Genomic DNA, 25757 nt, shown 5'->3' on the forward strand with positions numbered 1-25757 from the left:
CTTATGAAAATATTACACATTATACCCGCGTATAAACCTGCTTACGGGTATGGTGGTCCAACAGAATCAGTATCGCGCCTGTGCGAAGGACTTGCCGCGGCCGGGCACAGTGTAGATGTATTTGCAACCACAGCCAATGGCGATAAAGAACTTGATGTGGTACCCGGTGTTGCTGTTGATGTGGACGGCGTTAATGTTATTTATTTTAAACGTATAACCGGCGACCCTACCCACGTAAGCCCCGATCTATGGTCGCACCTGAAAAAAACGGCCGGTAATTATGATGTGATACACGTACACTCTTGGTGGAATGTTTTGGTGGTGATGGCCGCGCGTATCGCGCTTAAAAGCAAAGCGAAAGTAATTGTTGCCCCAAGGGGAATGCTTAGTCCGTACATATTTTCGTCGGGTAAAAGCATATTTAAAAAAGCGATACATAATTTTATTGGTCGTGGTATTTTAAAGAGGTGTGTTTTGCATGCCACCGCGCCATCTGAATACGTAGAGTGCCGCGAAATTATACCCGGCTGGGAAGGCTTTGTGCTACCCAATATTATCACCCTGCCCGATGCGCCAATTACCGAATGGGTGAACGATACCTTTACGCTGATCTTCCTGTCGAGGGTTCACCCTAAAAAGGGGCTCGAAAATTTATTCAGGGCGATAGCTAAGCTTGATTTTAATGTGAAGCTTAAAATAGCCGGCAGCGGCGATGATGACTATATGGCCGAACTGAAAAAGCTGACTGCCGAATTGAATATTGAAGATAAAGTAGAATGGCTGGGCTGGGTGAACCGTGAAGAGAAGTTTAAAGAATTGAACCGCTCCGACCTGTTTGTGTTAACCTCTTTGAACGAAAACTTTGCCAACGTGGTCATCGAATCGCTGCACATGGGCACCCCGGTTTTGATATCTGAAGATGTTGGTCTGGCCGATTTTGTAAAGGAAAAAGATATGGGCTGGACATGTACCCTCGATGTGGATAGCATTGCCGCGCAATTGAAAGCTGCGTATCTGGATACAGCCAAACGCACGCTGATACGTAACACAGGCCGGGATACCATAGAGGAAACTTTTTGCGAAAAGGTACTTATTGACCAGTACGTTGCCGAGTACAAGAAATAAAGATAAGTGAGTTTCAGAACAAATTTACTTAAGGCCGAAAAGCTGCTGTTTTACGCTAACTGGCTGGCTGCCGCTGTGCTGCTGGCTAGTTACCTGTCGGCAGTTATCAGTCCGCAGGTGTTTTGGCCTTTGGCGATATTGGGCCTTGGCTACCCGGTGCTGGTGGCAGTAAACCTTGTTTTTGTAGTTTACTGGATGCTACGGTTGAAATGGCGTTATTCGCTGGTTTCAGGCGTAAGTATATTATTGGGACTGGGTATTTTACTGAATATCATTGGTCTGCATTTTTTTGCGGACCCCAACCCCAAAAACGAACATATAAGGTTGATGACTTATAATGTGCGTAATTTTAACCCGATTGATGAGCTCCCTAAAGGAGAGCAAGCACACAGGCGTATATTGCATTTGATTAATGAACTACAGCCGGATATTATCGGCATGGAAGAATTTAATTCGAGAGTTTCTGTTTTTAGGATATGCGATTCTCTAAAGAAAACATTAGGTACTGATCAATATTATTTTGAGCCATTTATAATCACTCCGAACGACTCAACGGGTCTTGCCCTCTTTTCAAAATTTCCGATAGTTAACAAAGGGGTAGTCAGGCTATCTAACCTTAAAAACGAGAACCAGTGCATCTTTATTGATGTGAAATATAAAAACCGTGTAATACGCGTTTACGATTTTCACCTGCAATCCATCGAGTTGGATTATTATGATTACTACCTGTTAAAGAATTTTAATGCGCAAAGAAGGGCAGGCTCTTTAAAAATAATGCAAAAGCTAAAGCGTGGTTTTATTTTGCGCAGTATGCAGGTTGATATAATCCGTAACCATGCTGCCCGCTGCCCGTATCCTTATGTGTTTTTGGGCGATTTTAACGATACGCCCAATTCTTATACCTTTAACCAAATGGCGGCAGGTATGCAAAATACCTTTAAGCATAAAGGCCGGGGATTAGGCAAAACTTTCAATGGCGGTTTCGCGGCTTTTCAAATAGACTATATTTTGGCAAGCCCGCATTTTAACGTACTAAGCTACCATATCACCCCCGAAAGAATTTCTGACCATTACCCTGTATACAGCGATCTGCAACTCAAGTAAGCCGGATAACGCTCCTCTTCCGCAAGCCATTTAGCCAAATGGCTGATCAATATTAAATATTTCTTTTAATTTTTCCTGTTGCAGGGGTTTCGATATAAACTCCCTTACAATAGAATATTGCAATGATTTTTCCTTGTCGTGCGCAAAGGTTGATGAGCTAACAATGTAAATAGCTATTTTATTCCAGGTGTTGATATGCAGGTTGTTAAGTTCATCTAAAAAATCCCAGCCACTCATAATGGGCATGTTGATATCCAAAAAAATATAGTCGGGTAAATCCTTTAAATTGTTAATGCTGTAAAGTTTTGTTAATGCATCTCTGCAATCTAAAAAATTGGTGATCTGCGCGTTTACCATTAATTTGTGGGCAAACTTTTCAAATATATAATGGTTCAGTTGATTGTCGTCTATACAGAAAATGTTAACATATAAATCATTCCCACCCATATTTTCAATAAAAACTTATAATTAAAACTTCTTTATCTGCCACGAAAACCTGCCGCAGCATATTTCATAAAGCTAAATTTAATTGGTGACTTCAAATATTATCGGTGCACATTATTTAACCTGCTTTCGGCCTATTTTTTTACGGTTACTTAACATGCATGCACGGCACAAGGTTACAACTTTAGCGCCTGTTACCTTATATTCAGCAGCTAATGACGCTTAAAATAAAGGCAAAATATTGTGATAAAACAAACAAGCCCTTTCGTGACAAAGGACTTGTTTAAAAATCATAACTAATAACGATTTTGAAAAAAACTCATATCAAATATACCGATGCGCTTTTAACTAATATTATACAATATGCCTACATTATTATGAGAAAAAGTGTGGTTGAACATCTACTTGTTATTTGTTAATTTTTTGTTTTTTAATGCTTTAAATATTGCGTTTTCGAAAAGTTATCACACTTTGCTCACCTGCTGTACCACACTTTGCCACCCGGTAAGGAAACTATTTTATTTTGAATGCGTAAAAGCCTGCGAAGTATAGCTTCAACATAACCACTTCAGAATGTTTGCTTCGGGCACTGCAAATGTTTGAATCTGCCTTTCACAATAATAACACCGCCTGTTCAATTGTTAAACCGCTTTTCACAATGAGAAGATCTTCCGGCCGAAGATTAAAATGCCGGAACAGCAGTATTACAATAACAGAACATGAAAAGATACATTAGTTATAAAACAAGTAGCCGCTTATACGTCGCCGTTAGTTTGTTGCTGAGCTTGCTGGTTTTATCGGTCGGCTCGAAAGCGCAGCAGTTTAAAAGTTTTAATCAGTATTCTAATAACCTGGTGCCTTTTAACCCGGCATACTCCTTAGTACACGGCGATAATGGCGCGGTTAATTCACTACTGCGCAAGCAGTTTACAGGTATAGAAGGCGCGCCTACCACGGTTATGGTCAATGGATATCTGCCACTAAGCTCAATAGGGGCAACGGCCGGTTTAATGATACAAAACGACCAGGTAGCCATTGAGCGGCTTACCGAGCTGAACGCTTTCTTCGCCAAATCAATACAGTTAGCAGGTACGCAGCATTTAGGGGTATCTATTAACGCGGGTTACCGTTTTTATCGAGCCAATTATACCTCGCTTGATCCTACCGGGGCTGATCCTAACTTTCGTAATAACATAGATGATAACAAGCCCAATATTGGTTTTGGGGTGATGTATTATTCGGATAAATTTTATCTCGGCCTATCGCTGCCGCGCTTAACTATTCGCAGCCTGGGTACAGGTTCACAGCAAACAGATGCCAATTTTCGTAATAGTTATTACCTGACGGGAGCTTATGTGTTCGACCTATCAGACGATATTAAACTCAAACCTGCCACACTCGTTAACTACACCCCATCTATACCGGTAGAAGCCGATATATCCGCCATCCTTTACACCAAGGAAGTATTCGGTATCGGCGCTAATTATAATACCCGGGGCTCAATAGCGGGGATATTATCTTTCAATGTTAACGCGGTACAAATTGGCTATAGTTACCAGGTAGGCACCAGCCGCATAGCAGGTTTTGGTAACGGCATTCACGAAATTATGTTGGGTTTTCGGTTTGGAAGTACTGCTAAAGAGAGTGGTGGGGTTTTGTAAAAGGGAAAGCTCAGCCGAGTGGCAACTATTTCGCGGCCTCCGGCCGCTTGCTTTCATAGCAGTTATGAGTTTAGCATAGCGTAACTCGTGACGCAGCACTGGTAAGGCTTTCAGCTTACCGGATTTAAACGGAAGTATGCCATCAGTTCTTCGTTAGGAATGGTAGTGCTTTAATTGAACGTTAGTGGATGTACTTTTTTCTTTTCTCTCAAAAGAAAAAAGTATCAAAAAAGAAAAGTCGCGGCTGCGCAAGGAACTTTTAAAGGTTGTGCTTAGGCAGGGACTGTGCTATCCGTTCCTTACGATGCCGCATTTTTTCGTGTATGTTAGGGCAGTGCTTTTGTTTAAAATAAAAAAAGCAACAGCCGCTACGGCTACAGCCGAGTGGCAACTATTTCGCGGCCTCCGGCCGCCTTCTTTCATCGCAGTTGCGATTTTAGTATGGCGTCGCCCGAAAGGGTAATAAAGGTTACATAGCAAATTCTTCAATCACTACCTCTTCATCCTCCGAATCCATGCACACGTAACACATATATTCCGGATCGATAGCTATCCGCTGTAAAAACCATCGCTGATTGTTATACAGCAGGGTATCATCAACGCAACTGAACGATGTTAGATCATCCAGTAAACCTTTGCCGGTGGCTTTAAGCAGCGCTTCTTTTTTTGCCCAAATTTGATAAAAGGTAGTCAAGCGGTCGCCCGACTGCTGTATGTATTCCCTTTCTTCAGGATGAAACTGACCGATCAGGTCATCAATATTGATCTCCCTTATTTTTTCAACGTCAATCCCCACCGGCGAATCGCCAAAGGCTACTGTAACCAGGGTTTTTGAGTGCGAGATATTGAAAAACTTCCAACCCGCTATCTGCGGCTTGTTAAAATTATCCCTTTCCCATTTATTAAAAAGTTGAAGCGCGTTATCGCGCTTTAGGGCGTGGTGTATGATCAGTCGGGCCAATAGCCTTACCCGTTGATCGTTAACGTTGCGGTACCGGGTGATCTCGGTATGTATGCTGATTGGCAGTAGCGGTAAATATTCATCTACCACAAGGCCATCCACTTCGTTATTAAAACAATATAATAGTTGAATAGCCATTTACCGTGTGTTGTATATCCCTATTGTGCCGAATATACGCAAAGCAATAATAAAATATATTATGCTGTTTTTCCTTTAAACAGCGCGTAAATAGCCATGGCATGGCCATGCCCCAGGTCGAAATCCTGTTTCAACCAATCTGTTATAGTGCCCGCCTTAACGCCCGGAGTAATTTGGTTGCCGGTTAAAAAACCTTTCTCGGTAGCTAATTGCTTAAAATCTTCAGGGCCTTTACCTGTTTTGATCTTGATGTTATCTAAATAAGCTTGAAACGACATAGATATAATGCTTTATCGGCATAAATATAACAGAACAATCTCTGCATCGCAATCAAGCCTCCTTAATATTTCTACAGTACGGCAGCGCTATAAACCTGCCGTACTGTAATATATCTTTTTAGCCCTTTACCAAAAACTTAGTGCTGATCCAACCTTGCAGATCAGTTTTGCCATCATACAGGCCCGGTATTTTTACGTTGGTCCAGTCGCCGTTGGTGGCGAGGCCATTTACTACGGTGCCTTGTGGCAGCGGTTTGGCAAGGGTGGCAAAGCTTGCGCCCGCACCGGCACGGATATTCACGGTTGCAGAAGTTTTTAGCGCGTTTACGCTGCTGGTACCAAAGGCATGTGCACGAAAGCTGGTCATTGGAAATGCCGGACCCGGATCTGACTTGCGGATAGGTGAAATATCATCGTGCCCTATAATATCTTTCAGTGCGTAGGTTTTAACCAGCAGGTCGGCAATTTTTTGTGTTACATCTATTTGCTGAGGCGTGTAAGTTTGCCAGCCGGCAGAAATGCCATCGTTTTTGTGGGCGGCAACTACAACCTGGTCGGCAGGTACTTCGGCACCATCAACGGGGCATATCCATTTGGCATCTTTTTTCACCAGACGCCCGGCGTTTACAATTTCAATCCCTATCGAAAATTGATTGAGGCCAACGAGGCCTTTCCATGTGCTTTTACCGGCATGCCAGGTAACAATGTTGAATGGCGCCAGCTGGGTAACCTTGCCATCGCGGGCAATAACCAAATGGGCTGATGCCTTGGCTGTAGGGTCAGTTAACCAGTTAATAGCGCCAGATGCTGAAGTGGCGGCGGTGTAATGTATTACTAAATACTGCGGGGTGTAAGGCCCTTTTTTGTTAGGGGTAGGTTTGAAAGCAACCTGGTTTCCGTTGTCATCAAACAATAAGTGATTAACGATTTTCATAAAAAATTATAATTTATAGGTTCAAATTCTTTTTGTAGCAGATGGCGTAAAGCCCCGAAAAATATACGCCGGCGTATCATAAGCTGCGCGGGGCGATACCATCCGTATGTGTTATGCGTGGCCGGGTTAACACCCTGCCGAAATAAATAGTAAGTATAAAGTTTGTTTTAAGCGCGTATAGGCAGGTTCATCTCAACACCTGTTATACAATAATTGGATTTTTCGGGCAAGAATGCACGAGTTAAATCACTACTAATATACCGTTAAAACACCTATTTAATATAGTGTATATACGATTGTTGTACAATGTGTTAGCATCTACTTTTACAACCGTAATGTTTAGAAAGATAAAGCATTTTTTGAAGGTTACATCTACCCCCTGATCTGATAGAAAAACTAAATAAAGGTATTGCCCGCAGCGCAATATGATATAGTGTAAATACTTAGGCGATGGCATTGCCCGGTATTTATCAACAACCAATTAACTAACCGTAAGAGTAATAATTTTTATTAACAGGATAAAAATATGATTCGCACTACGCTTGAATTTATTAAAAAAGAACTGGAAGCCTACATAGTTGAACGGGAGCAGGATCCTGCCAACTATAGTATTGGCAACGTGGTTGATCTTAAATCAATTGTGTTGCCTAACGGCGATATCAATGTTAGCGATAGTACGCATGTTACCTTATCGCTGGTAAATATTGAAGAGGAGCGTAGGGAAGGCAAGCAATCGTATTTTGTACCTACTGACGATAAAAAGTTCATCCAGCTAAATCCGCCTGTTGAACTCGACCTGTACCTGCTGCTGGTAGCCAATAATTCCGACTACCCAACCGCCCTGCGCGACCTGTCGAATATCATCGCTTTCTTTCAATCGCATACCGTATTTGATGCGCAAAAATATCCGTCGTTGAACCAGTCGGTGGTTGATCCGGTTAACAAGGCCTGGCAGGTTATTGAGCGTTTGAGCGTAAAACTGGTGAGCCTCACTTTTGAACAGCAGAACAACCTATGGGGCATGCTTAGCTCAAAATATATACCCAGCGCCGTGTACAGGGTTAAAATGCTTACCGTATTTGAAACCCGCAGCGACGAAAAGGTGGCAGCTATTAATGAACTAAACTTTGTTGAAAACTGATAATCGCCATGGCAACCATCACCATAAAATATACCGAACTGTTGAGCTTATCTGTAAAGCAGCCTTTTTATAACAATAAGGTATGCCGTGGATACCAGGCCACGCCGATACTCGATTTCAACATCGTGCCAACGCCCGAAACCTTAGCCTTTATGAAGGCCAAAAAAATGGTATTTAAAAATATCGATAACAGTGGCGGTTTTACCGTATTGGTGCAAACAAAGGGTAAAACACCGGGCGGTAACGAGTTATTGGGTTACCCTATTACGGTTGCAGATAAGCTGACCTTTGTTATGCTGCTTAAAAAACCCGACCTGATCAATTTTAACGTATTGCCAACCTCGAAAGAGGCTAATAAGATCTACTACTTTGGCAACCAGGTAGCTGATAAAACCGCGCTGCGCGACGACCTGCACCTATCTAAAAATATTACCGGGGTTGACGGCGCTGCAGATCAGCTCAAAAAGGTATCAAAAAACTATAACTTCCATTTTGCGGGCGTTACCACTACGGCTGCCGTTAAGGTAAAACACCTTTTAACCGGGGCAAAGGTGAACGCCAAACTGGTTACCTCGCAAAATGGCAAATCTGAAATATATGTTGATTTGTCGGCATTGCCATTGGGCTGCTGCCAGTTGCTTATCAGCAATGTAGTAAGCGATGAATTTTATTACCTGGGCAACATGGCCGATCAGCCAATGTTCGGGGTTATTGAGCTTTCGTTGTCAAAGCTGCTGTCGGCAAATTACCGGGTTGTTGAGCCCGATCTGTCCTTAACCGTAAAGCGACCTAAATATACGGTTTTATTTAAAAACAGGCAAACTACCTGGCGTTATAATATTCAATTGCAGCCCACCAGTCCGCTTTATATTGAAATGGCCAAGCTTACAGCCGTGCAAAAAGCCGACTTTATAAAACAGCTTACCGTGGCTACTAACGATACCGCCATTAAGTTTAAACTGGCCAGTAATACCGATAGCAATTTCGTGTTTATATCCACCAAAAACATTGCCCTGCAAGAGCGTTACGCCCTATCAACCAATGTGGCTAAAGACCTGATCATCTCGCTATCGAAATATGTTAAAACACCAAAAGAAACCATTATAAAATCAAGCCTGCCTTATCCCTCAACGGGTAGTATCGATGCGGGCAGCCTCCCCACTATTTATTCAGATGTATTCATAACACTTTAAAAAACAATAAACAATGGCAAATTACAGATCACCCGGTGTATATGTAGAGGAAGTATCCACCTTACCGCCTTCAATTGCAGAAGTAGAATCTGCCGTACCGGTTTTTATCGGCTATACCAAAATAGCTACCAACCTGGCCGCGAACGATCTTTTGAAGGTACCAACCCCCATTAACAGTATGGCCGATTACGTGCAATACTTTGGCGGTCCGTTTGTACAGGCTGCGGCCAATATCAGCATAGTTGTTGACGAAAAAAGAACAGGTACCAAAACAACCGGTTACAGCGCGGTGATTACACCTAATAAGGATGCCATGGGCAAACACAACTTGTACCATGCTGTAAAACATTACTTTGCCAATGGCGGCAGCCGCTGTTACATTGTATCGGTGGCTTTGTATACCGGTACTGTTGATGCTGATGACCTTGAAGCAGGTATCACCATTGCAGGCGCGCAGGATGGCCCGACTATATTGTTAAGCCCTGAAGCTGTATACACCAGCGAAAGTGAATTTAACTCACTTAACCAGGCCCTGATAGGCCTGGCCGCAAACCTGAAAGATCGTTTCGCTATACTGGATACCCGCCTTTCAACCGTGCCAAAATCAACCAGCTCGATAGGTACTGACGTGGCCGGAACCATTGATTCGGTAAATGCCGACCCGCTGATAAGGCAATACGGCGCGGTATACTATCCGCACCTCGAAACCACCTACAATTATGAGTTTGATTTTGACGCGCTTACCATTACCGATTATACCGTTAACGGTGCAGCACCTGCCGCGGCGGATGACAAGCAGGGCCAAGCTTTTTCGGCACTGAAAAATACATCGTCGGTATTGTACAACTACGTGCTTGGGCAGTATAAAAACCAGCATATCGTATTGCCGCCATCGGCAGCTGTTGCCGGTATCTATTGCCGGGTTGATGCCTCTCGCGGCGTTTGGAAAGCGCCTGCCAACGTCTCTATCAATGATGTGGTAAAACCAACCGTATCAGTAGCACGTGCCGATCAGGATCTGCTCAATATTAACGACCAAACCGGTAAATCAGTGAACGCTATCCTTAACTCACCGGGCTTCGGCACGCTGGTAATGGGCGCCCGTACACTTAACGGTAACGATAACGAGTGGAAATACATCAACGTACGCCGCTTCTTTATCACGGTTGAGCAATCTATCAAAAACTCAACTGCCATGTTCGTTTTCGAGCCTAATACCTCGTCAACATGGGTAAAGGTGCAGGCCATGATAGAAAATTACCTGTTCACCAAATGGCGCGATGGTGCCCTTGCAGGCGCTAAGCCCGAGCAAGCTTACTTTGTGAACGTAGGCATTGGCAGCACCATGACATCTGTTGATATACTGGAAGGCCGCCTCATCATTGAGATAGGTATGGCAGTCGCCCGCCCAGCCGAGTTCATCGTGCTGAAGTTTGAGCAAATGCTGCAAACCTCGTAATCAACCTAAATAATCGTATTAAAAATATTGTAAACATAAAAAACTACAACAATGGCAAATTATCCATTACCGGTCTTCCATTTCAGTGTTTCATTGGGCGGCGGGGCACCTATAGGTTTTTCAGAAGTAAGCGGACTTTCGCAGGAAGTTCAGGCAATTGAATACAGGGACGGCCTCATGTCGTCAACCACGCTGCCGCTGAAAAGTCCGGGCCTTAAAAAGGCAGGCAACATCACCCTGAAAAGAGGGATGCTAACCGCCAACAACGAGTTTTACGATTGGCTGAACAACAAAGGCAACCCCGGTGTTGAACGCCGCGATATTACTATTACCCTGCTAAACGACGAGAACAACCCTGTTTTTGTATGGAGTGTAGCCCAGGCATGGCCGGTAAAAATTGAAGGTCCGGGTTTAAAGGCCACCGGTAACGAAACCGCTATCGAATCAATTGAGCTGGTACACGAAGGCATCACCCTAAAAACCGCGTAAGCAATGGCAACCTACTACCCACCGGCAAGCTTTTACTTTAAGGTTGAATTTATTGGGGTAAGTGGTGCCGATAGCGATACCGAGCAGCGCTTTCAGGAAGTAAGCGGCCTATCGGTAGAGATTGAAACGGAAGAGGTACGCGAAGGCGGCGAGAACAGGTTTGTATATAAGTTTCCGAAGCGGGCTAAATATCCTAACCTGGTGCTTAAGCGGGGTTTGTTAAAGGGTACAGCTTTGCTGGATTGGTTTAAATCGGCCATGAACACTTACTTTTTTGTACCTGTTTATGATTTTAAACCTGCCGACCTGATGATTACCCTGCTGAACGACGCGGGCGAACCTTATGCCGTGTGGAACGTGGTGCAGGCTTACCCGCTCAAATGGTCAACTTCTGATTTTAAAGCGACCGATAACTCTGTGGTGGTAGAAACCATTGAACTGGCCTACCAGTATTTTGAACGTAAAATGTAGCAACCATGCCGGTACAGATAAACGAACTCATTATAAGAACAGTAGTTGACCCCGCGCCCACAAACAACGGCACGCAGGCCAATACACCCACAGGCGGCAACGAGGCCGAATTAGATGCCATAGAAAAGGTATTGGAAATAATTAAAGAAAAAAAGGAACGCTGATGGATACTCAAAGTGCGGCAAAATTGCCCTTCAACCTCAAAATACTGCAAACCGACGAAAATGGCATCCCCGTTTTAGGGGTACCCTTCCTGGCTATGTTTAACCCGGAGAATATTGCCATTACCGAGGATGTAGTATGGAGCCTGAGCAAAACGCCCGGCCAGGCCGGTGCCGATCCGGGGTTTTTAGGTGTGCAGCCACGCAAGTTTACGCTTGAGCTGATACTTGACGGAACGGGTGTAAACACCAATGGCGTTAAGATACCGGTAACGGCGCAAATACTGCTGTTCAGGGCGGCAACCACCACGGTTGATGGCACCAAGCACCGGCCGCATTACCTTCTGGTACAGTATGGCTTGTTCTTGTGCAATTGCGCGCTCACTTCATCAACGGTTACCTATACCATGTTTGATATGACGGGGCTGCCCATCAGGGCTAAAATAAGCGCCACGTTTGTTGAGCGTACGCCAAATTCGTACGGCAGTATCCTGAGCATGTTGTCCTCGCCCGATCTTACACACTCGGTACAGGTAAAGGAATGGGATATTTTGCCCCTGCTTACCCACCAGATCTACAAAGATCAAAGCTATTACTTGCAGGTGGCCAGGGTAAACAAGCTCAAAAACTTCCGCAAGCTGAAGGCCGGTTCCACGCTCATTTTCCCGCCGATAGAGGTAAAAAAATAATCATCAATAATAACTGATACAGATATGTTAGATAGTCTACCACCGGGCACACAGCCGGCAGCCGATGTAGTTAGCCAGAAGGTTCTGATAAACGGAACGGTGCTGAGCAATGAAGTTTTGCTATCGCGGATAATGGTAAACAAAACGTTTAACAAGGTGGCTTATGCCAAAATTGTTTTTATTGATGGTTCGGCATCCGAAGCCGATTTTACCCTGAGCGCCGATGATACCTATAAACCAGGCAACCAAATTGAGGTGCAGTTAGGCTATCACAGCAATGTGGAAACCGTATTTAAGGGCATCATTATAAAACACGCCATCAAAATAAGGCAAAATGGCGCTTCGCTGTTAATGATAGAGGCTAAAGACGAGGCCATTAAATTAACAGCAGCCCGTAAAAGCGCTTACTACAGCAAAAAAACAGACAGCGAGATCATCGAAACATTAGCGGCTGCTTATCAGCCTGATGTGGAAAGTACATCGGTAACGCATCCGCAACTGGTACAGTTTGATACCACCGACTGGGATTTTATACTTACTCGTGCCGAAGCCAACGGCATGCTGGTACTCACCGATGATGGCAAGCTGGTGGTGAAAAAACCAACTACCACAGGCACATCGGTATTAACAGCCACCTACGGCATGAATGTGTTTGAACTGGAAGCCGAAATGGATGCCCGCAGGCATGTAGCCACTGTGTCGGGCATATCATGGGATTATACCCAGCAGCAGGTGGAACAGTCAGACCCGGGCGATTCGTCGTTCAGTGATAACGGTAATATCCCGGCATCTGCCATGGGCGATGTGCTGGGTGCCGAAGTATTACTGAACCATAGTGGCCATCTTACCCAACCCCAGTTACAAAACTGGGCCGATGCTTATGCGTTGCGCAATCACCTGTCGAAAAACGTAGGCCGTGTGCGTGTGCAGGGCAATGCCGCTATAAAACCCGGTACCCTTATCACCCTGGCCGGTGTTGGCGACCGCTTTAACGGCGATGTATTTGTGAGCGGGATAGTGCATGTTTTTGATGGCACATGGCTCACCGACGTACAATTTGGCTGGCAGGAAGACTGGTTTTACAAAAGCGAAAATGTAATGGATAAACCCGCGTCGGGCTTATTGCCGGGCGTTAACGGTTTGCTGATAGGCACTGTTGCAGAAGTAACCGACCCCGAAGGCGGGCAGTATAGGGTGAAAGTAAAAGTACCCACCATTACATCGGGCGATGAAGGGATTTGGGCACGTGTAGCCACGCTGGATGCAGGGCCTAAACGGGGCGTATACTTCAGGCCGCAGGAGAAGGACGAAGTAGTACTGGGTTTTTTAAACGATGATCCGCGTGAGCCTATCATTTTAGGTTATCTGCACAGCAGCAGCACCAACGAAGCCCCGTTGCCCATTGATACAGGTGCCGAACAATATGGCTTTGTAACCAAAGAAGGGGTGAAGCTGGTATTTGACGATACCAATAAGCGCCTCACCCTATCGGTAACAACACCGGGCGGCGACAAAACTATCGTGCTGAATGATAGTTCGGGAGCATTCAGCATGACGGATGAGAACCAGAACAGCATAAAAATGGAAGCCAGTGGTATTACCATACAAGCAGGCCGTGGTAACGTAACCATCAAAGGCATGCAGGTAATGATCAACTGATCACCTGAAAAGAAATTATATAACCAACATTAATACACAAGCAAATGCCACCAGCAGCACGCGTAAGCGATAACCATGTATGCCCAATGGTTAACCCCAACGGCAGTCCGCATACCGGTGGCCCAATTTTACCGCCCGGCGCGCCAACGGTGCTTATCGGCGGTTCACCGGCCGCAACGGTGGGTAATATGTGTACCTGTGCCGGTCCGCCCGATAGTATCACCAAGGGTTCGGCAACGGTAATGATTGGCGGAAGCCCGGCCGCGCGCATGGGCGATATGACGGCGCATGGCGGCAGCATAATGGCAGGGTGCCCCACCGTATTAATTGGAGGTTGATTTTAAAAACAAAGAAATACTACAGCAATGGCAATTACAGACAGATCATTTTTAGGAACAGGGTGGAGCTTTCCGCCAACTTTCCGCAGGGATAACACTACCGTAGATATGCTGGTGAACGAGGCCGATGTATACAGCAGTATAGGCATTATCCTCTCTACCATCAACGGCGAGCGTGTAATGCTGCCCACCTTCGGTTGCAATTTGCAGCCCCATGTTTTCGATCAGATGGATACCCCGTCAATAGCTATGATAGAGAAGATAGTGAAAGACGCGCTTATTTATAACGAGCCGCGCATCATTGTAGAAGAAATTACTTCAACAGCTTTGCAAAACGAAGGAATACTGGAGATCAACGTGAAATACAAAATTATAACCACCAATACGCGCTATAACTATGTATATCCATTTTATATAAAAGAAGCCACCAATATAGCCACCTGATGATCGGCAGTGCTGATCAATTAAATAAACCATTATCCAAACCGGTTTTTATAGGCCGGAACATCAAAATATATGCTGAAATGGAAAACTGTAATTGCCATAACGAGATAAATCTTAAAGGTTCGGGCCAGTTAGAACGCTACCTGAAAGCGCTCGACCCTGCTTACGTATCAATTGATGGTAGAAGTACCGAAGACCTGCTGAACTTTGCCGCGGGTTACGCGGAGCAGATCAGGTTTTACGATATGCCCGACAGCCCCGCGCCAGACGATGGTGCCAAGCCCGAAAAGGTAAGCTGGGCCGAGTTTTTTAAGCGTGATATGGCAGTAATAGCAGCTTCGATAGCGCAGGTTAACCTGGCGCAGATCAAGGCAGATTATGACGCGATCAGCAACCAGTTGCAAGATGAACCAAGCCCCGAATTGTTTACAGCCCTGTTTGATGAGGTAATTAAAATAGCCGCCAAAATTGATAACTGGTACACCGTGGCCTTGCCGCAGAACCCGCTGTTTGAAGATTTGGATCTGGCCATCAACTCATCGCTGCGGTCGCAGCTGAAAAAGGCTATCTCGTACGAAGAAGGTTTTATTATAGTAGATTCAAAAACAGTTTTAAATATTGATTATGGTCGCATTGCTAACAAAAACCTTTGGGGATTGAATGACGATGCCGACCCTGATTTTGAAATATACCAGGGTTTAACCGCCGAAGAACGCATACTGAATGCCGCTCTGTATGTTGATGATATCTTCCATGCGTTTTATGGCGCCATCAGCAATATTGTAGAGCAATCGCCGAGTTATGTGGAGTACGCTTTAACGCAGTATCCGGCACATCAACCTTACATGGCCTTGTTCATCGCGTTTATAAAACTGTTCAGTTTGGCGCAGCAGCAAATGAACGGCCTTACCGATAAAATGCTAAACTTTTACTACCGCGATGTGCTGCACCTGGCAGAAAAACCTGCCGTGCCCGATAAGGTATTCGTGGTGTTTGAGCTGGCTAAAAATGTGGCAGAATATGACCTGGCTAAAGGCACAGCCCTCAGCGCCGGTAAAGATAACACAGGTAAAGAGCAGGTATACAAAACCGAAGACGGTTTTGTAATAAACCAGGCTAAGGTAAAGGAACTTAAAAATATATTTATTGAGAAAACGCCTGCCGAAGCTACCGAAGAACAAAAGACCATAGCCACCATATATGCCAAACCGGTAGCCAATTCAAAAGATGGCTACGGCGAAAAGTTTACCGAACCCGGCGCTAAGTGGCCAACCTTTGGCAACAGCCTTAGCAAACCAACACCGGCTAATATGTGCGATTATATTAACAACGCGCAAATTGAGCTGAACAGCAGGAACGAAGCTACTGTAGGTTTCGCGCTCGCCTCGCCGCAATTATTGTTGCAGGGCGGTAACAGGCTTGTGGGTTTCAGTGTGCCTGCACTATCCGAATTGCTTTTAAAACAACCGGATATGCTTGCCAATGTGCAGATAGCGTTAAGCGGCGAAAAAGGCTGGCTCACCATTGACAGGCAAATTACCGATGCTACCGAAAAAGAAAGTTTTACAAGGGCTATAGACGAGGGTATATTTGACCCGGCCTATACCGAAAGCGGTTTTTTTGTAGATGAAAAGCTACAAGGCATCTACCTGTATATATCAATAGCCGAAGCCGGTATTGTTGGTTTTGATGCCAAGGTGCACACCGGTCATACTTATAAAACCAACTATCCGGTAATGGAGTTTTTGATCGGTCCGGAGGTTGATATCCCGGCTACGGTGTACAATACATTACGGGTTAACGATGTGGCTTTGATTGTAAAAGTAGGTTCCATTAATCCGCTGCCCGGCGATGAAAAACAGCCTAATTACAATGGTAATTTCGATGGTTTAAAGAACCTGATTATACAAACCGATGCCGGTGTTTTACCCGCAGGCAAACCGTTCGATCCGTTTAGTGCCATACCCGCGCAAGGTTCGTCGTTTTATGTGGGTAGCGATGAGGTGTTCAATAAACCGCTGGGCTATCTATCCGTAAACATCAATAAAACACAAAGCACTGCTAACACGCAGTTTGCAATGGCCTCTTCAGAGGGGTATGAATATGGGGTAAGCGTACTGTATAACAGAACCTGGAAACGCCTGTGCAACAGTTACGGATCAGATTTTAGGCAGGAAACCCTTACCATCAATATTTTAAACGAATATACATTTGTTAACGGCGATAATGGCGAAGTTAAGGAAGTAAGCCTGGCCCGTAAACCGATAGAATACTTCGATGGCCTCGAAATAAATGCCGACAAAGGTTTCCTGAAAATTGATAACCTGGTATGGACAGGCGGCGAAATACAAGACCGCTTAAACCGTGCGCCTGAATTTCAAATAAAAGAAATATCGGTAAGTTATCTGTCAGTATTAAGAACGCTTGAACAGGGTATCGATCAGGTGTTTCATATCTATCCTTTCGGCACGGTTGAAACCGGCATCACCGTTAAACCAAGTAAGAAAGACGCCATATTAGCCGGGGACAAGATCGTATTAGGAAGAAGAAAAATTGAAGACGCGATCATCGATAAGCTGATCGTTAACGCTAATAACTTGTTGCTGCCGCAGTTTACCTGGGTAAATCCAACCAATATATACAAAACCGAGGTATCAGATACTGTCGACGATTACAGCGATGTAACTTATCAGGATGCAGGGATAAAGGGCGGTAAAAAATTGGGCGACCTGATGGTGTACGATGCCAATACCGCCACACCGGGTAAAAACATTGGCGACAGGATACTGGCCAAACTGATGTACGATGCCAGCGGCCTCAACGACAGGCTCACCGGTAAAAACAACCAATACTCGGGCACCATACAGGAAGAAGGGATGCTGTTCATTGGGCTGGAGAAACTGGTGCCGCTGCAAACTTTATCATTACTGTTTGAATTTGCTCCAGGCAGTGCCGTTAACGAAGATGATGAGCCGCCGGCGATCAATTGGTCGTACCTTACTTATAACGAATGGCGGCCGCTGAATGTGGAGAACCTGGTATCTGACAGTACTTACGGTTTTCAAACCACCGGTATTGTAAAACTGGATGTACCTGCCGATGCCAATGATAGCCACACCATTATTACCGATGGCCTGTACTGGTTTTGCGCCAGCGTAACCACCAATGCAGATCGTATTGCGCAACTGATAGATGTAATAGCACAAGCCACCGAAGCGGAGTTTTTCGATCAGGATAACAGTTCCGCGCATTATGATAACGCTTTGCCTGCCGGTTCTATCAGCAAATTGTCGGTAGCGGTATCGCAGGTGAGCAAGGTACAGCAGCCTTTCGCCTCGTTTGATGGCAAACACAGGGAGGTTGGTAAAGAATACTATACCCGCGTAAGCGAAAGGCTAAGGCATAAAGGCCGTGCCATTACCGCCTGGGATTATGAGCACCTTGTGCTGGATAAATTCCCGAGCGTGTTCAAGGTGAAATGTATCCCGAATACCGATCCGCGTTGCTTTTGCCGTAAAAAAACAACCCGCAGTACCACGGGCGCTCCGCAAGCTGATTGCTGCGGACCGGTGCGCGCATCGGGCCATGTACTGGTGGTGCCAGTGCCTAACCTTAAAAATAACAACGCGGCCAATCCGCTGCAACCTAAAACCAGCAGGCTTACTTTAATTGAAATAGCTAAATATTTAAGAACGGTAAGTTCGCCGTTTGTAAAGGTGCATGTCAAAAACCCGGTTTACGAGCAGGTGCTGGTGTTTTTCAGGGTGAAGTTTTTAAGCGGGGTTGATAAAGGTTATCACCTCAAAAAACTGAACCAGGAAATTGTAGAATACCTTACCCCATGGGCTTTCGACGAAAAGATAGAAGCCGATTTCGGGCAGAAGATCTACGCGTCGGCCATTATTACCTTTATTGAGCAGCGCCCTTATGTTGATTTTATAACCGACTTTTTGATGGGTGTTTGCCGCGATGAGTGCTGCGGATCGGCCAAAGCTAAACCCGGCGAGGTAACCAAAACAGGCTTTATCGAATCGTTAGATCAGGTAACAGGCTGTAACGATATTGAGCATTTTTTGAACGGACAGGGCTACTTTGTTGGCGATGTTATCGCGCAGCCATCTACCCAGTTATCCCTGCTGGTATCGGCACCGCACCATATTATTTTGCCTTTTGAGGATAAACCGGTACAGCTTACTCCTTGCGAAAAACGTAAGGCAAGGGAAGTGCCCGCGCAACCCGCGCCTGAAGCACCTAAAGAAGAGCCAAAGGATACCACGCCGCCAAAGGATACAGTGAATCCGGAACAACCCACATGGAATCCATCACCCAAACCTAAAAAAGATATTATAGAACCTGTCAACGAGGTAAAGGAAGATAAAATTGAAGTGGTAAAGCAACCAACCGACATTGTAAAAGGTACTGACGTGGTAAAAGGCGACAACATACTGAAAGATGTAAAAACGGTTGATAAACTGCTCGACAACAAAAAGATAGTGGTAAAAACCATTGCCGATGATAAGGTGGCCAAAGCCAGAACGCCGGTAGTGAAAACCGAAAAAGCTAAGGAAGCGCCTGCCAAAAAAACAGACGCGGACAAAACCACTGATACCAATAACGATACCACAGGCAAGCCCTGAAAAACCAAACCAATTCAAAACAGCGCATCTCTATAAAAAACTACTGCTATGCCAAATCCAGTTTCATTATCAAAAGCCAACCCGCTGCTCCCTGCCGAGGATTATACCGCGCTCCGTTCAAAAGGTATTAACCTTATTGAAGAAACAGGCAGCGACATCTGGACAGAATATAACAACTCTGACCCGGGCATCACCATACTTGAGGCGGTAAGCTATGCTATTACCGATCTGGCCTATCGTACCGGTTTCGAGGTGAAGGATCTGCTGGCACCCGAGCAACTTACACCCGATACCTGGAAACAGGTGTTTTATACCGCCAAGCAAATATTACATAACCGCGCCATCACCGTTAACGATTACCGTAAGCTCATCATCGATATTGAGGGTGTGCGCAATGCCTGGCTAAGCCCGAGTAAGGATTACGAAGTGCCAATTTGGATAGACTTTAACCTTTTTGAAAAACGGAAAGACCACGACTGCGCCTGCGAGGATGAGGAAGAAGAACTGTGCTATGGCAAACTGGGCATAAACCCGGTAAGCGTAGCCGATGCCAAAAAATTGCGCGAAGAAAAGCTGGCCAAAATAAATACCGAACTGGAAGCACTCAACAAAAGGCTGCAAGGCAAAAAAGAGGAACTGGAAAAAGTGCCCTCTGATGCCGATGTTACCATTATTGAAAAGCTAAAATCGATCATCAGCCATTTGCAGGAGCAAATTGACGACCTGACCGATGAACAAACCGCCGCGTCGGGCACTAATTATGTTGAACCCGAAATTGTGGAGATCGAGGGCTTGTACAACGTAATGGTTGAGTATGAGGAAGATATTATTGACGGCGCACGCCGCGAAGAAATAAGGCAGCAGGTGATAGATCGCCTGGCAGATAACCGTAACCTGTGCGAAGATTTTTTGAGTATTAACGCGGTTGAATACCTTGATTTTGGGATAGGCGCGTCCATCGTATTGGAAGAGTATGCCGATCCCGACCAGGTGCTGGCGCAGATCTTCTTTACTATTTATAAATACTTCACACCGTCAATCCCTTTTTACACCATTCAGCAAATGCTGGATAAGGGTTACCAGGTTGATGAGATATTTGAAGGCCCCGCGCTGGAGCACGGCTTTATTGAAACCACCGATCTGGAACGTACCGATCTGTACCGCGATATTACCTTATCGTCCATCATTGCCGAAATATCTAACATAAAAGGCATTAAGGGCATTACTTACCTGCACCTGCCATTTGATGGCGTAAGCGAGTATAAAGCGGTGAAGAATTACTTTTTTGAGTGGGTGAGTTACTTACGTAATGCCGGTATGGTGGCTCGTATTCAGCCGGCTATGTCGCAGGTGGTGTTTTGTAAGGAGCGAGATTTTATCAGCTATTTTACCGGGAGGGATGATGACCGTCGCCCCGAAAAAATGCTGAAACAGTTTAAAGATCTGAAAGCCATTGAGCGCAAATACAAACTGATTGGTACGCCTGATGATTTTGAAGTACCCAACGGCGAGTACATGGAACTGGAAGATTATTACCCGGTTACTTACTCCCTGCCCATGACCTACGGCGTAAGCGAGCGGGCCGGTTTACCTGCCAACGCTACCGAAGAACGCAAAACGCAGGCTTTACAATTAGGCGGCTACATGTTGTTTTTTGAGCAGATACTGGCCGATTACCAGGTGCAATTGAACCATTTACGCGAATTATTCAGTTTTGACGATACCGTTAAGCAAACTTATTTTACCCGCCCTCTTACCGAAATTGAGAACCTTCAAAACTTGTTAATTGATAAAGGCAATCACGGGGCGGGTAATTTTGATCAAATTTTAAGCGATTTCGCCAAGGTGGTGCAAAACCTTGCCGAAACACCTGCTATATACAATGAGCGCCGCAACGCTTTTCTTAACCACATGTTGGCACGTTTCGGAGAAGATTTGTCGGAGTACGAAGCGCTAACCAAACTGCTTAGCCCCGCCGGAGCCGCCGAGCGCTTGATTGGCGATAAGGTACGGATACTGAAAGATGGTGAATACCAACTCATCAGCAGCGATCGTGGCCGCGCTTACAACTATACCCTCATTGATACCTGGAACAGCGATAACGTTGCCGGTGCCGAACGCCGGATTGGCCGTTTACTGGGTTTCAATAACAACCAGCAGCGTTCGCTTGCCCCCGAGTTTTTAATATGCGAGCCCTTAATGGAGCAGGACGACCCGACCAAACCACCGGTACAAAAGGTATCAAAGAAAGGTTCGCCGCTTAACGTGGTTAAAATTCTCGATCCGGAGGATAAAACCAAAGTGCTGTTTACCAGCGTAGAGGTGGTAGATGGTTGCTGCACCGAGTTGCTGATGGAAGATATACTGCAACATGCCGACGACCGTATCTACTTTAAATTTAGCGATGAGGTAAAGGCCCGCAGCCGTAAAGCCGCCGGGTTAATAGGCAAATTCTGGTTTGAACTGTATGACAGTGCCGATCCGGCGGAAGCCGTGCTATTGGGTACCAGCGACCAGTTTAGCAAGGTAGAGGAGCGCGATGCCGCCTTTGAAAAGCTGCAAAAAATAATGGAGCAGGTAAATAGTAACGAAGGCTTGCACATTGTAGAGCATATTTTACTGCGCCCTAAACTGGATGAAGTATTGGATGAGAACGACACTACCGAACCGGTAAGCTTTTTAGACATTTGCCTGGATGCTTGCGATTTGGAATCGGTACTGGATGAGGATATACAGGAGCCTCCCTACAAAAAGAAAATATCGCGCACCCCTGCCGAGAAATGCTATGATGAATTGCCGTGGATACTGCAATACCTGCGTTTATCGCCCGAAACTGAGCTGTATGATAAATCGGTGCTGTTTCAAAAGGTGATTCCCGGCGATCCTAACCCAACAGTTTTGAAATTCAGGAAGTACGAGGATATGGTGCAACGTGTGGCCGACCTTAACGAGTATGGTTCGGAACGGAAGAGCTTTGAGATAGTAGCCGATAAGGAAGTGTCGGGTAAATATGGGTTCATTATTCATGGCGATAAAGGCGCTGTACTGGTGCAAAGCATCTTCATGTTCAACCTGAATGAAAATAAGGAGGGCGCCGATAGCGACCCTTACGATATCGAGAACGAAATAGAACGCCTGCTAAAATACTTTGGCCACGAGATGGACTGGTATTGCAGTCCGCTGGCTTGCGATGGTAATACCGATCCGTATTCGTTCAAAACAACCGTGGTACTGCCTTGCTGGCCAAAACGCCTGCGCAATCCGTCGTTCCGTAATTTGGTAGAGAAAACGATACTGGCCGAATCGCCTGCCCACGTGCAAACACGGGTGGTATGGATAGGCATACAGGAAATGCAGCGCTTTGAAAAGGTGTATAAAGACTGGCTGCTGGAAATGGCCCAAACCGAAGTGCCCGATTACGATAAGGTAAACCCGCTGGTTGACGCCCTGAATACGCTTACCCCGTGCGGTGTATGTAATGATGATTGTGACCACGATAATACCTACCAACCTGTAAAGCCGGTAAAAGATGACACACGTTATCAATAGTTTATTGTTTGAAACCCGTTGCCCCGATGAAACGCTGTCGTTCAACCTGCGCTATAACTTCGCGCAAACCTACCAGCAGCAAATAACCGAGGTAATTGATGAGGTATGCTCACAATACGTTACTGATGATGAGTTAATCCAAATTGATAAGCTGGAGCTTGATCTGGGTGTGTTTAGTACCCATACCCTGGGCACCGATTTTAAAAGTGTGCTGCGTGCCACCTTCGAGAAACAACTAAGTCAGCATCTGTCAAAAACAGAACCGGCCAAACGGCAGCAGCAAACGCAATTATCGCAAGCCGAAACGTTGGCATACTTTTTACTGAACGGCACACTGCCCTGGTTTGCTAATGAGGATGGCATCGATATTAATGAAATAGCCCAAAAGGTACTGGTTAATCAGGCCAATATGTTCAGGCATTTCTTTTACCAAAACAGGTTTAAAGCCTGGGTTTGGCAACGGGTATTGTTTCAACTCAATCCTGCTTCAAAACAACTGGTGATCCAACTCGCGCCTGATCTGAAAAAATCAGAAGAATTATTTACCGTATGGATAACCGCATTAACTAATAAAGCGACCGGGCTAAGCAGCAATACGGCCTTACAGCAGCAACTCGCAGATGTTAGCAATGTATTGCTCCACAACGCGCAACTCCTGTTTAAGGAGCCTGATGATGTTCAGTTATTGCATCAGGTATTTGAAAATCATATAGAGGAAATATTTAAGTCGGAAGCCGTTTTAGTAGCCCGCTTAAAGACTGAACTTACCGGCATTATTGCCGGAAACAGTTCAATACCTACAGCATCACCAATAAGCAAAGAGCAGGCAGATGAACTGATAAAAGCAGCTATTGCCAATGCCGAATCAAGTGTTCCTGCCACATTTGCGTCCGAATCTGAAACGGCGGCAGATGAGGGAGAGAAGTACGCGGTTAAGTATGCCGGTATCGTGCTGTTGCATCCTTTCCTGAAGACGTTTTTTACAAGACTCAATTTGCTCGATGATAATCAATGGAAGAATATGGATGCTGCTTTCAGGGCCGTGCATCTGCTTAAATATTTAAGTAATGGCGAACAGGAAGTGCCCGAGTATTCGCTTGTGTTTGAAAAGATCTTATGTGGTTTATCGGTAAATACACCTATCCCGCTTAATGTTCAACTAACTCCCGATGAAACCGAACAGGCTACCATGCTTTTAACGGATGTGATCGGTCACTGGTCGGCATTGAAAAACAGTTCGATTGATGCCCTGCGCGAAACCTTTTTGAAACGCGATGGCCTCATCACCAAAAAAGAAAACAGCTGGCTTTTACAGGTGGAACAAAAAACTTTTGATGTACTGCTGGATATGATCCCCTGGGGATACGCCACCATCAGCCTGCCCTGGAACAAATACCTCCTCTATGTTGAATGGTAATGATAAACGATAATGGAAACAGAAAATAATATAACCACAAATTCAACAGTAAACGCGCTCAACAGCAACGCGGTTACCCTCACCAAAGAACTCAACTGGTTTGTGGAAGTAATAAATGCCAGGCTGCGCGATTTCTTTTCTGATGAAATATTATCTGCCACTGCCGACACGCCATCTGTTGCCGCAAAAACAGAAAGTAGCAATACCTTGGATCATGCGCTCACTAACGCGCCAGATCTCACCGGAGATCATTCCATTTACAGCGATTTTGTAGCCTATTACCAGCTTACCACCGATGAAAGATTATTACTGATGCTGGCGCTGGTGCCTTATGTGCAGCCTCACCTGCTCGATGCTTTTTTCGCCATCAATAAACCATTGGGGCGCGGCTATACCGAGTTTGGCGGTGTTAAGGGCAACAGGCATGGCGGCTTTATCCCAACTATTGAAACCGCCTTGTTTTTATTGAGCGGTAATGATTTGGGCAACCGCTTTAAGCTGTACCAGCTATTTGAACCCGACCATGTTTTCTTCGCCCATAATATTTTACAGATAGACCCTGCCGGTAATAACGAACCTTTCTATTGCAGCACACTTACCATTACCGAAGAATACATCGACTTTTTTACCACGGGCAAACTGCGCAAACCACAGTTCAGTCCCGATTTTCCGGCTAAACGACTTACCACCGGTATGGAGTGGAGCGATTTGGTGGTAGATGAATTTACCATGGAGCAACTGGACGAAATACGCGTATGGCTGCAATACGGCCAAACCTTGCATACAGACTGGGGCATGGCTAAAAAGATAAAACCGGGTTTTAAAGCCCTGTTCCATGGTTCGCCGGGTACGGGTAAAACCCTTACGGCTATGCTGCTGGGTAAGCTGTTCAAGTTGGATGTATATCGTATAGACCTCTCCATGGTGGTATCCAAATACATTGGCGAAACCGAAAAGAATCTTGAAAAAGTATTTAAAAAGGCCGAGAACAAAGGCTGGATCTTATTCTTTGACGAAGCCGATGCCCTGTTTGGCAAACGCACCGGAATATCTGACGCTAACGACAAATATGCCAATCAGGAGATAGCCTACCTGTTGCAGCGACTGGAGGATTATCCCGGTTTGGTGATACTGGCCAGCAATATGCGTAACAATGTTGACGAAGCCTTTACCCGCCGCCTCAACGCTATTATCCACTTTCAAAAACCACAGATGCGGGAGCGACTGCGTATATGGGATTCGGCCTTTAGCGCGCAAAGTAATCCGCCGGATAAGAACAACATGCAGCAGATTGCTCATCAGCACGAGCTTTCGGGGGGCTCTATCATGAATGTGGTTCAGTATGCTTCGCTGATGGCCTTAAACCGTGGCGATAAAAAAATATCGGTGGATGACATTACCCTCGGTATTAAAAAAGAACTGAAAAAAGAAGGCAAAACCATGTAACCGGCTATAAATAGAACGC

General features: G+C 45.3%; 22 protein-coding genes. 18 read left to right on the forward strand and 4 right to left on the reverse strand.

Annotated features, from left to right (window positions below):
- Positions 1 to 3 precede the first annotated feature (3 nt).
- On the forward strand, positions 4 to 1125 hold the full coding sequence (locus ABD894_RS07085; protein WP_345210303.1) for an XrtY-associated glycosyltransferase XYAG1: 1122 nt from the start codon (positions 4 to 6) through the stop codon (positions 1123 to 1125).
- A gap of 6 nt (positions 1126 to 1131) precedes the next feature.
- Entirely contained in the window at positions 1132 to 2229 is a 1098-nt protein-coding gene (locus ABD894_RS07090; RefSeq protein WP_345210304.1) for an endonuclease/exonuclease/phosphatase family protein, read from the forward strand.
- A 30-nt stretch (positions 2230 to 2259) separates the two neighbouring features.
- Here the strand turns inward: ABD894_RS07090 and ABD894_RS07095 are convergent, their stop codons facing one another.
- Complete coding sequence (locus ABD894_RS07095; RefSeq protein WP_345210305.1) at positions 2260 to 2676, reverse strand: response regulator; 417 nt, start codon at positions 2674 to 2676, stop codon at positions 2260 to 2262.
- Positions 2677 to 3392: 716 nt separating this feature from the next.
- Here ABD894_RS07095 and ABD894_RS07100 point away from each other — a divergent pair.
- Together ABD894_RS07100 and ABD894_RS07105 are read left to right on the forward strand one after the other, a co-directional pair.
- The gene (locus ABD894_RS07100) at positions 3393 to 4334 is read left to right on the forward strand and encodes a PorP/SprF family type IX secretion system membrane protein (RefSeq protein WP_345210306.1); all 942 of its coding nucleotides are present in this window, start codon (positions 3393 to 3395) and stop codon (positions 4332 to 4334) included.
- 184 nt (positions 4335 to 4518) lie between these two features.
- A complete protein-coding gene (locus tag ABD894_RS07105) occupies positions 4519 to 4797 on the forward strand; it encodes a hypothetical protein (protein ID WP_345210307.1) in 279 nt (92 codons plus the stop codon).
- A gap of 6 nt (positions 4798 to 4803) precedes the next feature.
- On the opposite strand, the gene ABD894_RS07110 is transcribed toward ABD894_RS07105, so the two are convergent.
- The 3 genes from ABD894_RS07110 to ABD894_RS07120 all read right to left on the reverse strand — a co-directional run bounded on the left by ABD894_RS07110 (position 4804) and on the right by ABD894_RS07120 (position 6645).
- On the reverse strand, positions 4804 to 5433 hold the full coding sequence (locus ABD894_RS07110; protein WP_345210308.1) for a 4'-phosphopantetheinyl transferase family protein: 630 nt from the start codon (positions 5431 to 5433) through the stop codon (positions 4804 to 4806).
- Between the two features lie 59 nt (positions 5434 to 5492).
- On the reverse strand, positions 5493 to 5711 hold the full coding sequence (locus ABD894_RS07115) for a DUF4287 domain-containing protein (protein WP_345210309.1): 219 nt from the start codon (positions 5709 to 5711) through the stop codon (positions 5493 to 5495).
- A 118-nt stretch (positions 5712 to 5829) separates the two neighbouring features.
- The gene (locus tag ABD894_RS07120; RefSeq protein WP_345210310.1) at positions 5830 to 6645 is read right to left on the reverse strand and encodes an N-acetylmuramoyl-L-alanine amidase; all 816 of its coding nucleotides are present in this window, start codon (positions 6643 to 6645) and stop codon (positions 5830 to 5832) included.
- A 526-nt stretch (positions 6646 to 7171) separates the two neighbouring features.
- Here ABD894_RS07120 and ABD894_RS07125 point away from each other — a divergent pair.
- From ABD894_RS07125 to ABD894_RS07190, 14 genes are all read left to right on the forward strand, one after another.
- Complete coding sequence (locus ABD894_RS07125; protein ID WP_345210311.1) at positions 7172 to 7786, forward strand: Pvc16 family protein; 615 nt, start codon at positions 7172 to 7174, stop codon at positions 7784 to 7786.
- A gap of 8 nt (positions 7787 to 7794) precedes the next feature.
- The gene (locus ABD894_RS07130) at positions 7795 to 8979 is read left to right on the forward strand and encodes a hypothetical protein (RefSeq protein ID WP_345210312.1); all 1185 of its coding nucleotides are present in this window, start codon (positions 7795 to 7797) and stop codon (positions 8977 to 8979) included.
- A 13-nt stretch (positions 8980 to 8992) separates the two neighbouring features.
- Positions 8993 to 10438, forward strand: coding sequence for a phage tail sheath family protein (locus ABD894_RS07135; RefSeq protein ID WP_345210313.1), 1446 nt, complete (start codon positions 8993 to 8995; stop codon positions 10436 to 10438).
- Between the two features lie 51 nt (positions 10439 to 10489).
- Complete coding sequence (locus ABD894_RS07140; protein ID WP_345210314.1) at positions 10490 to 10927, forward strand: phage tail protein; 438 nt, start codon at positions 10490 to 10492, stop codon at positions 10925 to 10927.
- A 3-nt stretch (positions 10928 to 10930) separates the two neighbouring features.
- Positions 10931 to 11398 (forward strand): phage tail protein, encoded by a 468-nt coding sequence (locus tag ABD894_RS07145; protein WP_345210315.1) that lies wholly within the window; start codon positions 10931 to 10933, stop codon positions 11396 to 11398.
- Positions 11399 to 11403: 5 nt separating this feature from the next.
- Positions 11404 to 11562 (forward strand): DUF5908 family protein, encoded by a 159-nt coding sequence (locus ABD894_RS07150; protein WP_345210316.1) that lies wholly within the window; start codon positions 11404 to 11406, stop codon positions 11560 to 11562.
- Complete coding sequence (locus tag ABD894_RS07155; RefSeq protein ID WP_345210317.1) at positions 11562 to 12248, forward strand: CIS tube protein; 687 nt, start codon at positions 11562 to 11564, stop codon at positions 12246 to 12248. The genes ABD894_RS07150 and ABD894_RS07155 overlap by 1 nt, the downstream gene beginning before the upstream one ends.
- A 24-nt stretch (positions 12249 to 12272) precedes the next feature.
- Positions 12273 to 13907: a type VI secretion system tip protein VgrG gene (vgrG, locus tag ABD894_RS07160; RefSeq protein ID WP_345210318.1), complete on the forward strand. Its 1635-nt coding sequence runs from the start codon at positions 12273 to 12275 to the stop codon at positions 13905 to 13907.
- Positions 13908 to 13951: 44 nt separating this feature from the next.
- On the forward strand, positions 13952 to 14245 hold the full coding sequence (locus ABD894_RS07165; RefSeq protein ID WP_345210319.1) for a PAAR domain-containing protein: 294 nt from the start codon (positions 13952 to 13954) through the stop codon (positions 14243 to 14245).
- Positions 14246 to 14272: 27 nt separating this feature from the next.
- Entirely contained in the window at positions 14273 to 14689 is a 417-nt protein-coding gene (locus ABD894_RS07170; protein ID WP_345210320.1) for a GPW/gp25 family protein, read from the forward strand.
- 80 nt (positions 14690 to 14769) lie between these two features.
- On the forward strand, positions 14770 to 19326 hold the full coding sequence (locus tag ABD894_RS07175) for a hypothetical protein (protein ID WP_345210321.1): 4557 nt from the start codon (positions 14770 to 14772) through the stop codon (positions 19324 to 19326).
- Between the two features lie 48 nt (positions 19327 to 19374).
- Positions 19375 to 22875 (forward strand): hypothetical protein, encoded by a 3501-nt coding sequence (locus ABD894_RS07180; RefSeq protein WP_345210322.1) that lies wholly within the window; start codon positions 19375 to 19377, stop codon positions 22873 to 22875.
- A complete protein-coding gene (locus ABD894_RS07185) occupies positions 22856 to 24292 on the forward strand; it encodes a contractile injection system tape measure protein (RefSeq protein ID WP_345210323.1) in 1437 nt (478 codons plus the stop codon). The genes ABD894_RS07180 and ABD894_RS07185 overlap by 20 nt, the downstream gene beginning before the upstream one ends.
- A 12-nt stretch (positions 24293 to 24304) precedes the next feature.
- Positions 24305 to 25738, forward strand: coding sequence for an ATP-binding protein (locus ABD894_RS07190; protein ID WP_345210324.1), 1434 nt, complete (start codon positions 24305 to 24307; stop codon positions 25736 to 25738).
- Positions 25739 to 25757 lie beyond the last annotated feature (19 nt).

The sequence above is a fragment of the Mucilaginibacter gynuensis genome (assembly GCF_039541195.1).
In the GTDB taxonomy this organism is placed as follows: Bacteria; Bacteroidota; Bacteroidia; order Sphingobacteriales; family Sphingobacteriaceae; genus Mucilaginibacter; species Mucilaginibacter gynuensis.

Coding starts and splice junctions, on each gene's coding strand:
- ABD894_RS07115 (WP_345210309.1), bottom strand. CDS start 5,711: ATGTCGTTTCAAGCTTATTTAGATAACATCAAGATCAAAACAGGTAAA.
- ABD894_RS07180 (WP_345210322.1), top strand. CDS start 19,375: ATGCCAAATCCAGTTTCATTATCAAAAGCCAACCCGCTGCTCCCTGCC.
- ABD894_RS07125 (WP_345210311.1), top strand. CDS start 7,172: ATGATTCGCACTACGCTTGAATTTATTAAAAAAGAACTGGAAGCCTAC.
- ABD894_RS07150 (WP_345210316.1), top strand. CDS start 11,404: ATGCCGGTACAGATAAACGAACTCATTATAAGAACAGTAGTTGACCCC.
- ABD894_RS07085 (WP_345210303.1), top strand. CDS start 4: ATGAAAATATTACACATTATACCCGCGTATAAACCTGCTTACGGGTAT.
- ABD894_RS07120 (WP_345210310.1), bottom strand. CDS start 6,645: ATGAAAATCGTTAATCACTTATTGTTTGATGACAACGGAAACCAGGTT.
- ABD894_RS07165 (WP_345210319.1), top strand. CDS start 13,952: ATGCCACCAGCAGCACGCGTAAGCGATAACCATGTATGCCCAATGGTT.
- ABD894_RS07095 (WP_345210305.1), bottom strand. CDS start 2,676: ATGGGTGGGAATGATTTATATGTTAACATTTTCTGTATAGACGACAAT.
- ABD894_RS07130 (WP_345210312.1), top strand. CDS start 7,795: ATGGCAACCATCACCATAAAATATACCGAACTGTTGAGCTTATCTGTA.
- ABD894_RS07190 (WP_345210324.1), top strand. CDS start 24,305: ATGGAAACAGAAAATAATATAACCACAAATTCAACAGTAAACGCGCTC.
- ABD894_RS07100 (WP_345210306.1), top strand. CDS start 3,393: ATGAAAAGATACATTAGTTATAAAACAAGTAGCCGCTTATACGTCGCC.
- ABD894_RS07140 (WP_345210314.1), top strand. CDS start 10,490: ATGGCAAATTATCCATTACCGGTCTTCCATTTCAGTGTTTCATTGGGC.
- ABD894_RS07110 (WP_345210308.1), bottom strand. CDS start 5,433: ATGGCTATTCAACTATTATATTGTTTTAATAACGAAGTGGATGGCCTT.
- ABD894_RS07135 (WP_345210313.1), top strand. CDS start 8,993: ATGGCAAATTACAGATCACCCGGTGTATATGTAGAGGAAGTATCCACC.
- ABD894_RS07185 (WP_345210323.1), top strand. CDS start 22,856: ATGACACACGTTATCAATAGTTTATTGTTTGAAACCCGTTGCCCCGAT.
- vgrG (WP_345210318.1), top strand. CDS start 12,273: ATGTTAGATAGTCTACCACCGGGCACACAGCCGGCAGCCGATGTAGTT.
- ABD894_RS07145 (WP_345210315.1), top strand. CDS start 10,931: ATGGCAACCTACTACCCACCGGCAAGCTTTTACTTTAAGGTTGAATTT.
- ABD894_RS07170 (WP_345210320.1), top strand. CDS start 14,273: ATGGCAATTACAGACAGATCATTTTTAGGAACAGGGTGGAGCTTTCCG.
- ABD894_RS07155 (WP_345210317.1), top strand. CDS start 11,562: ATGGATACTCAAAGTGCGGCAAAATTGCCCTTCAACCTCAAAATACTG.
- ABD894_RS07175 (WP_345210321.1), top strand. CDS start 14,770: ATGGAAAACTGTAATTGCCATAACGAGATAAATCTTAAAGGTTCGGGC.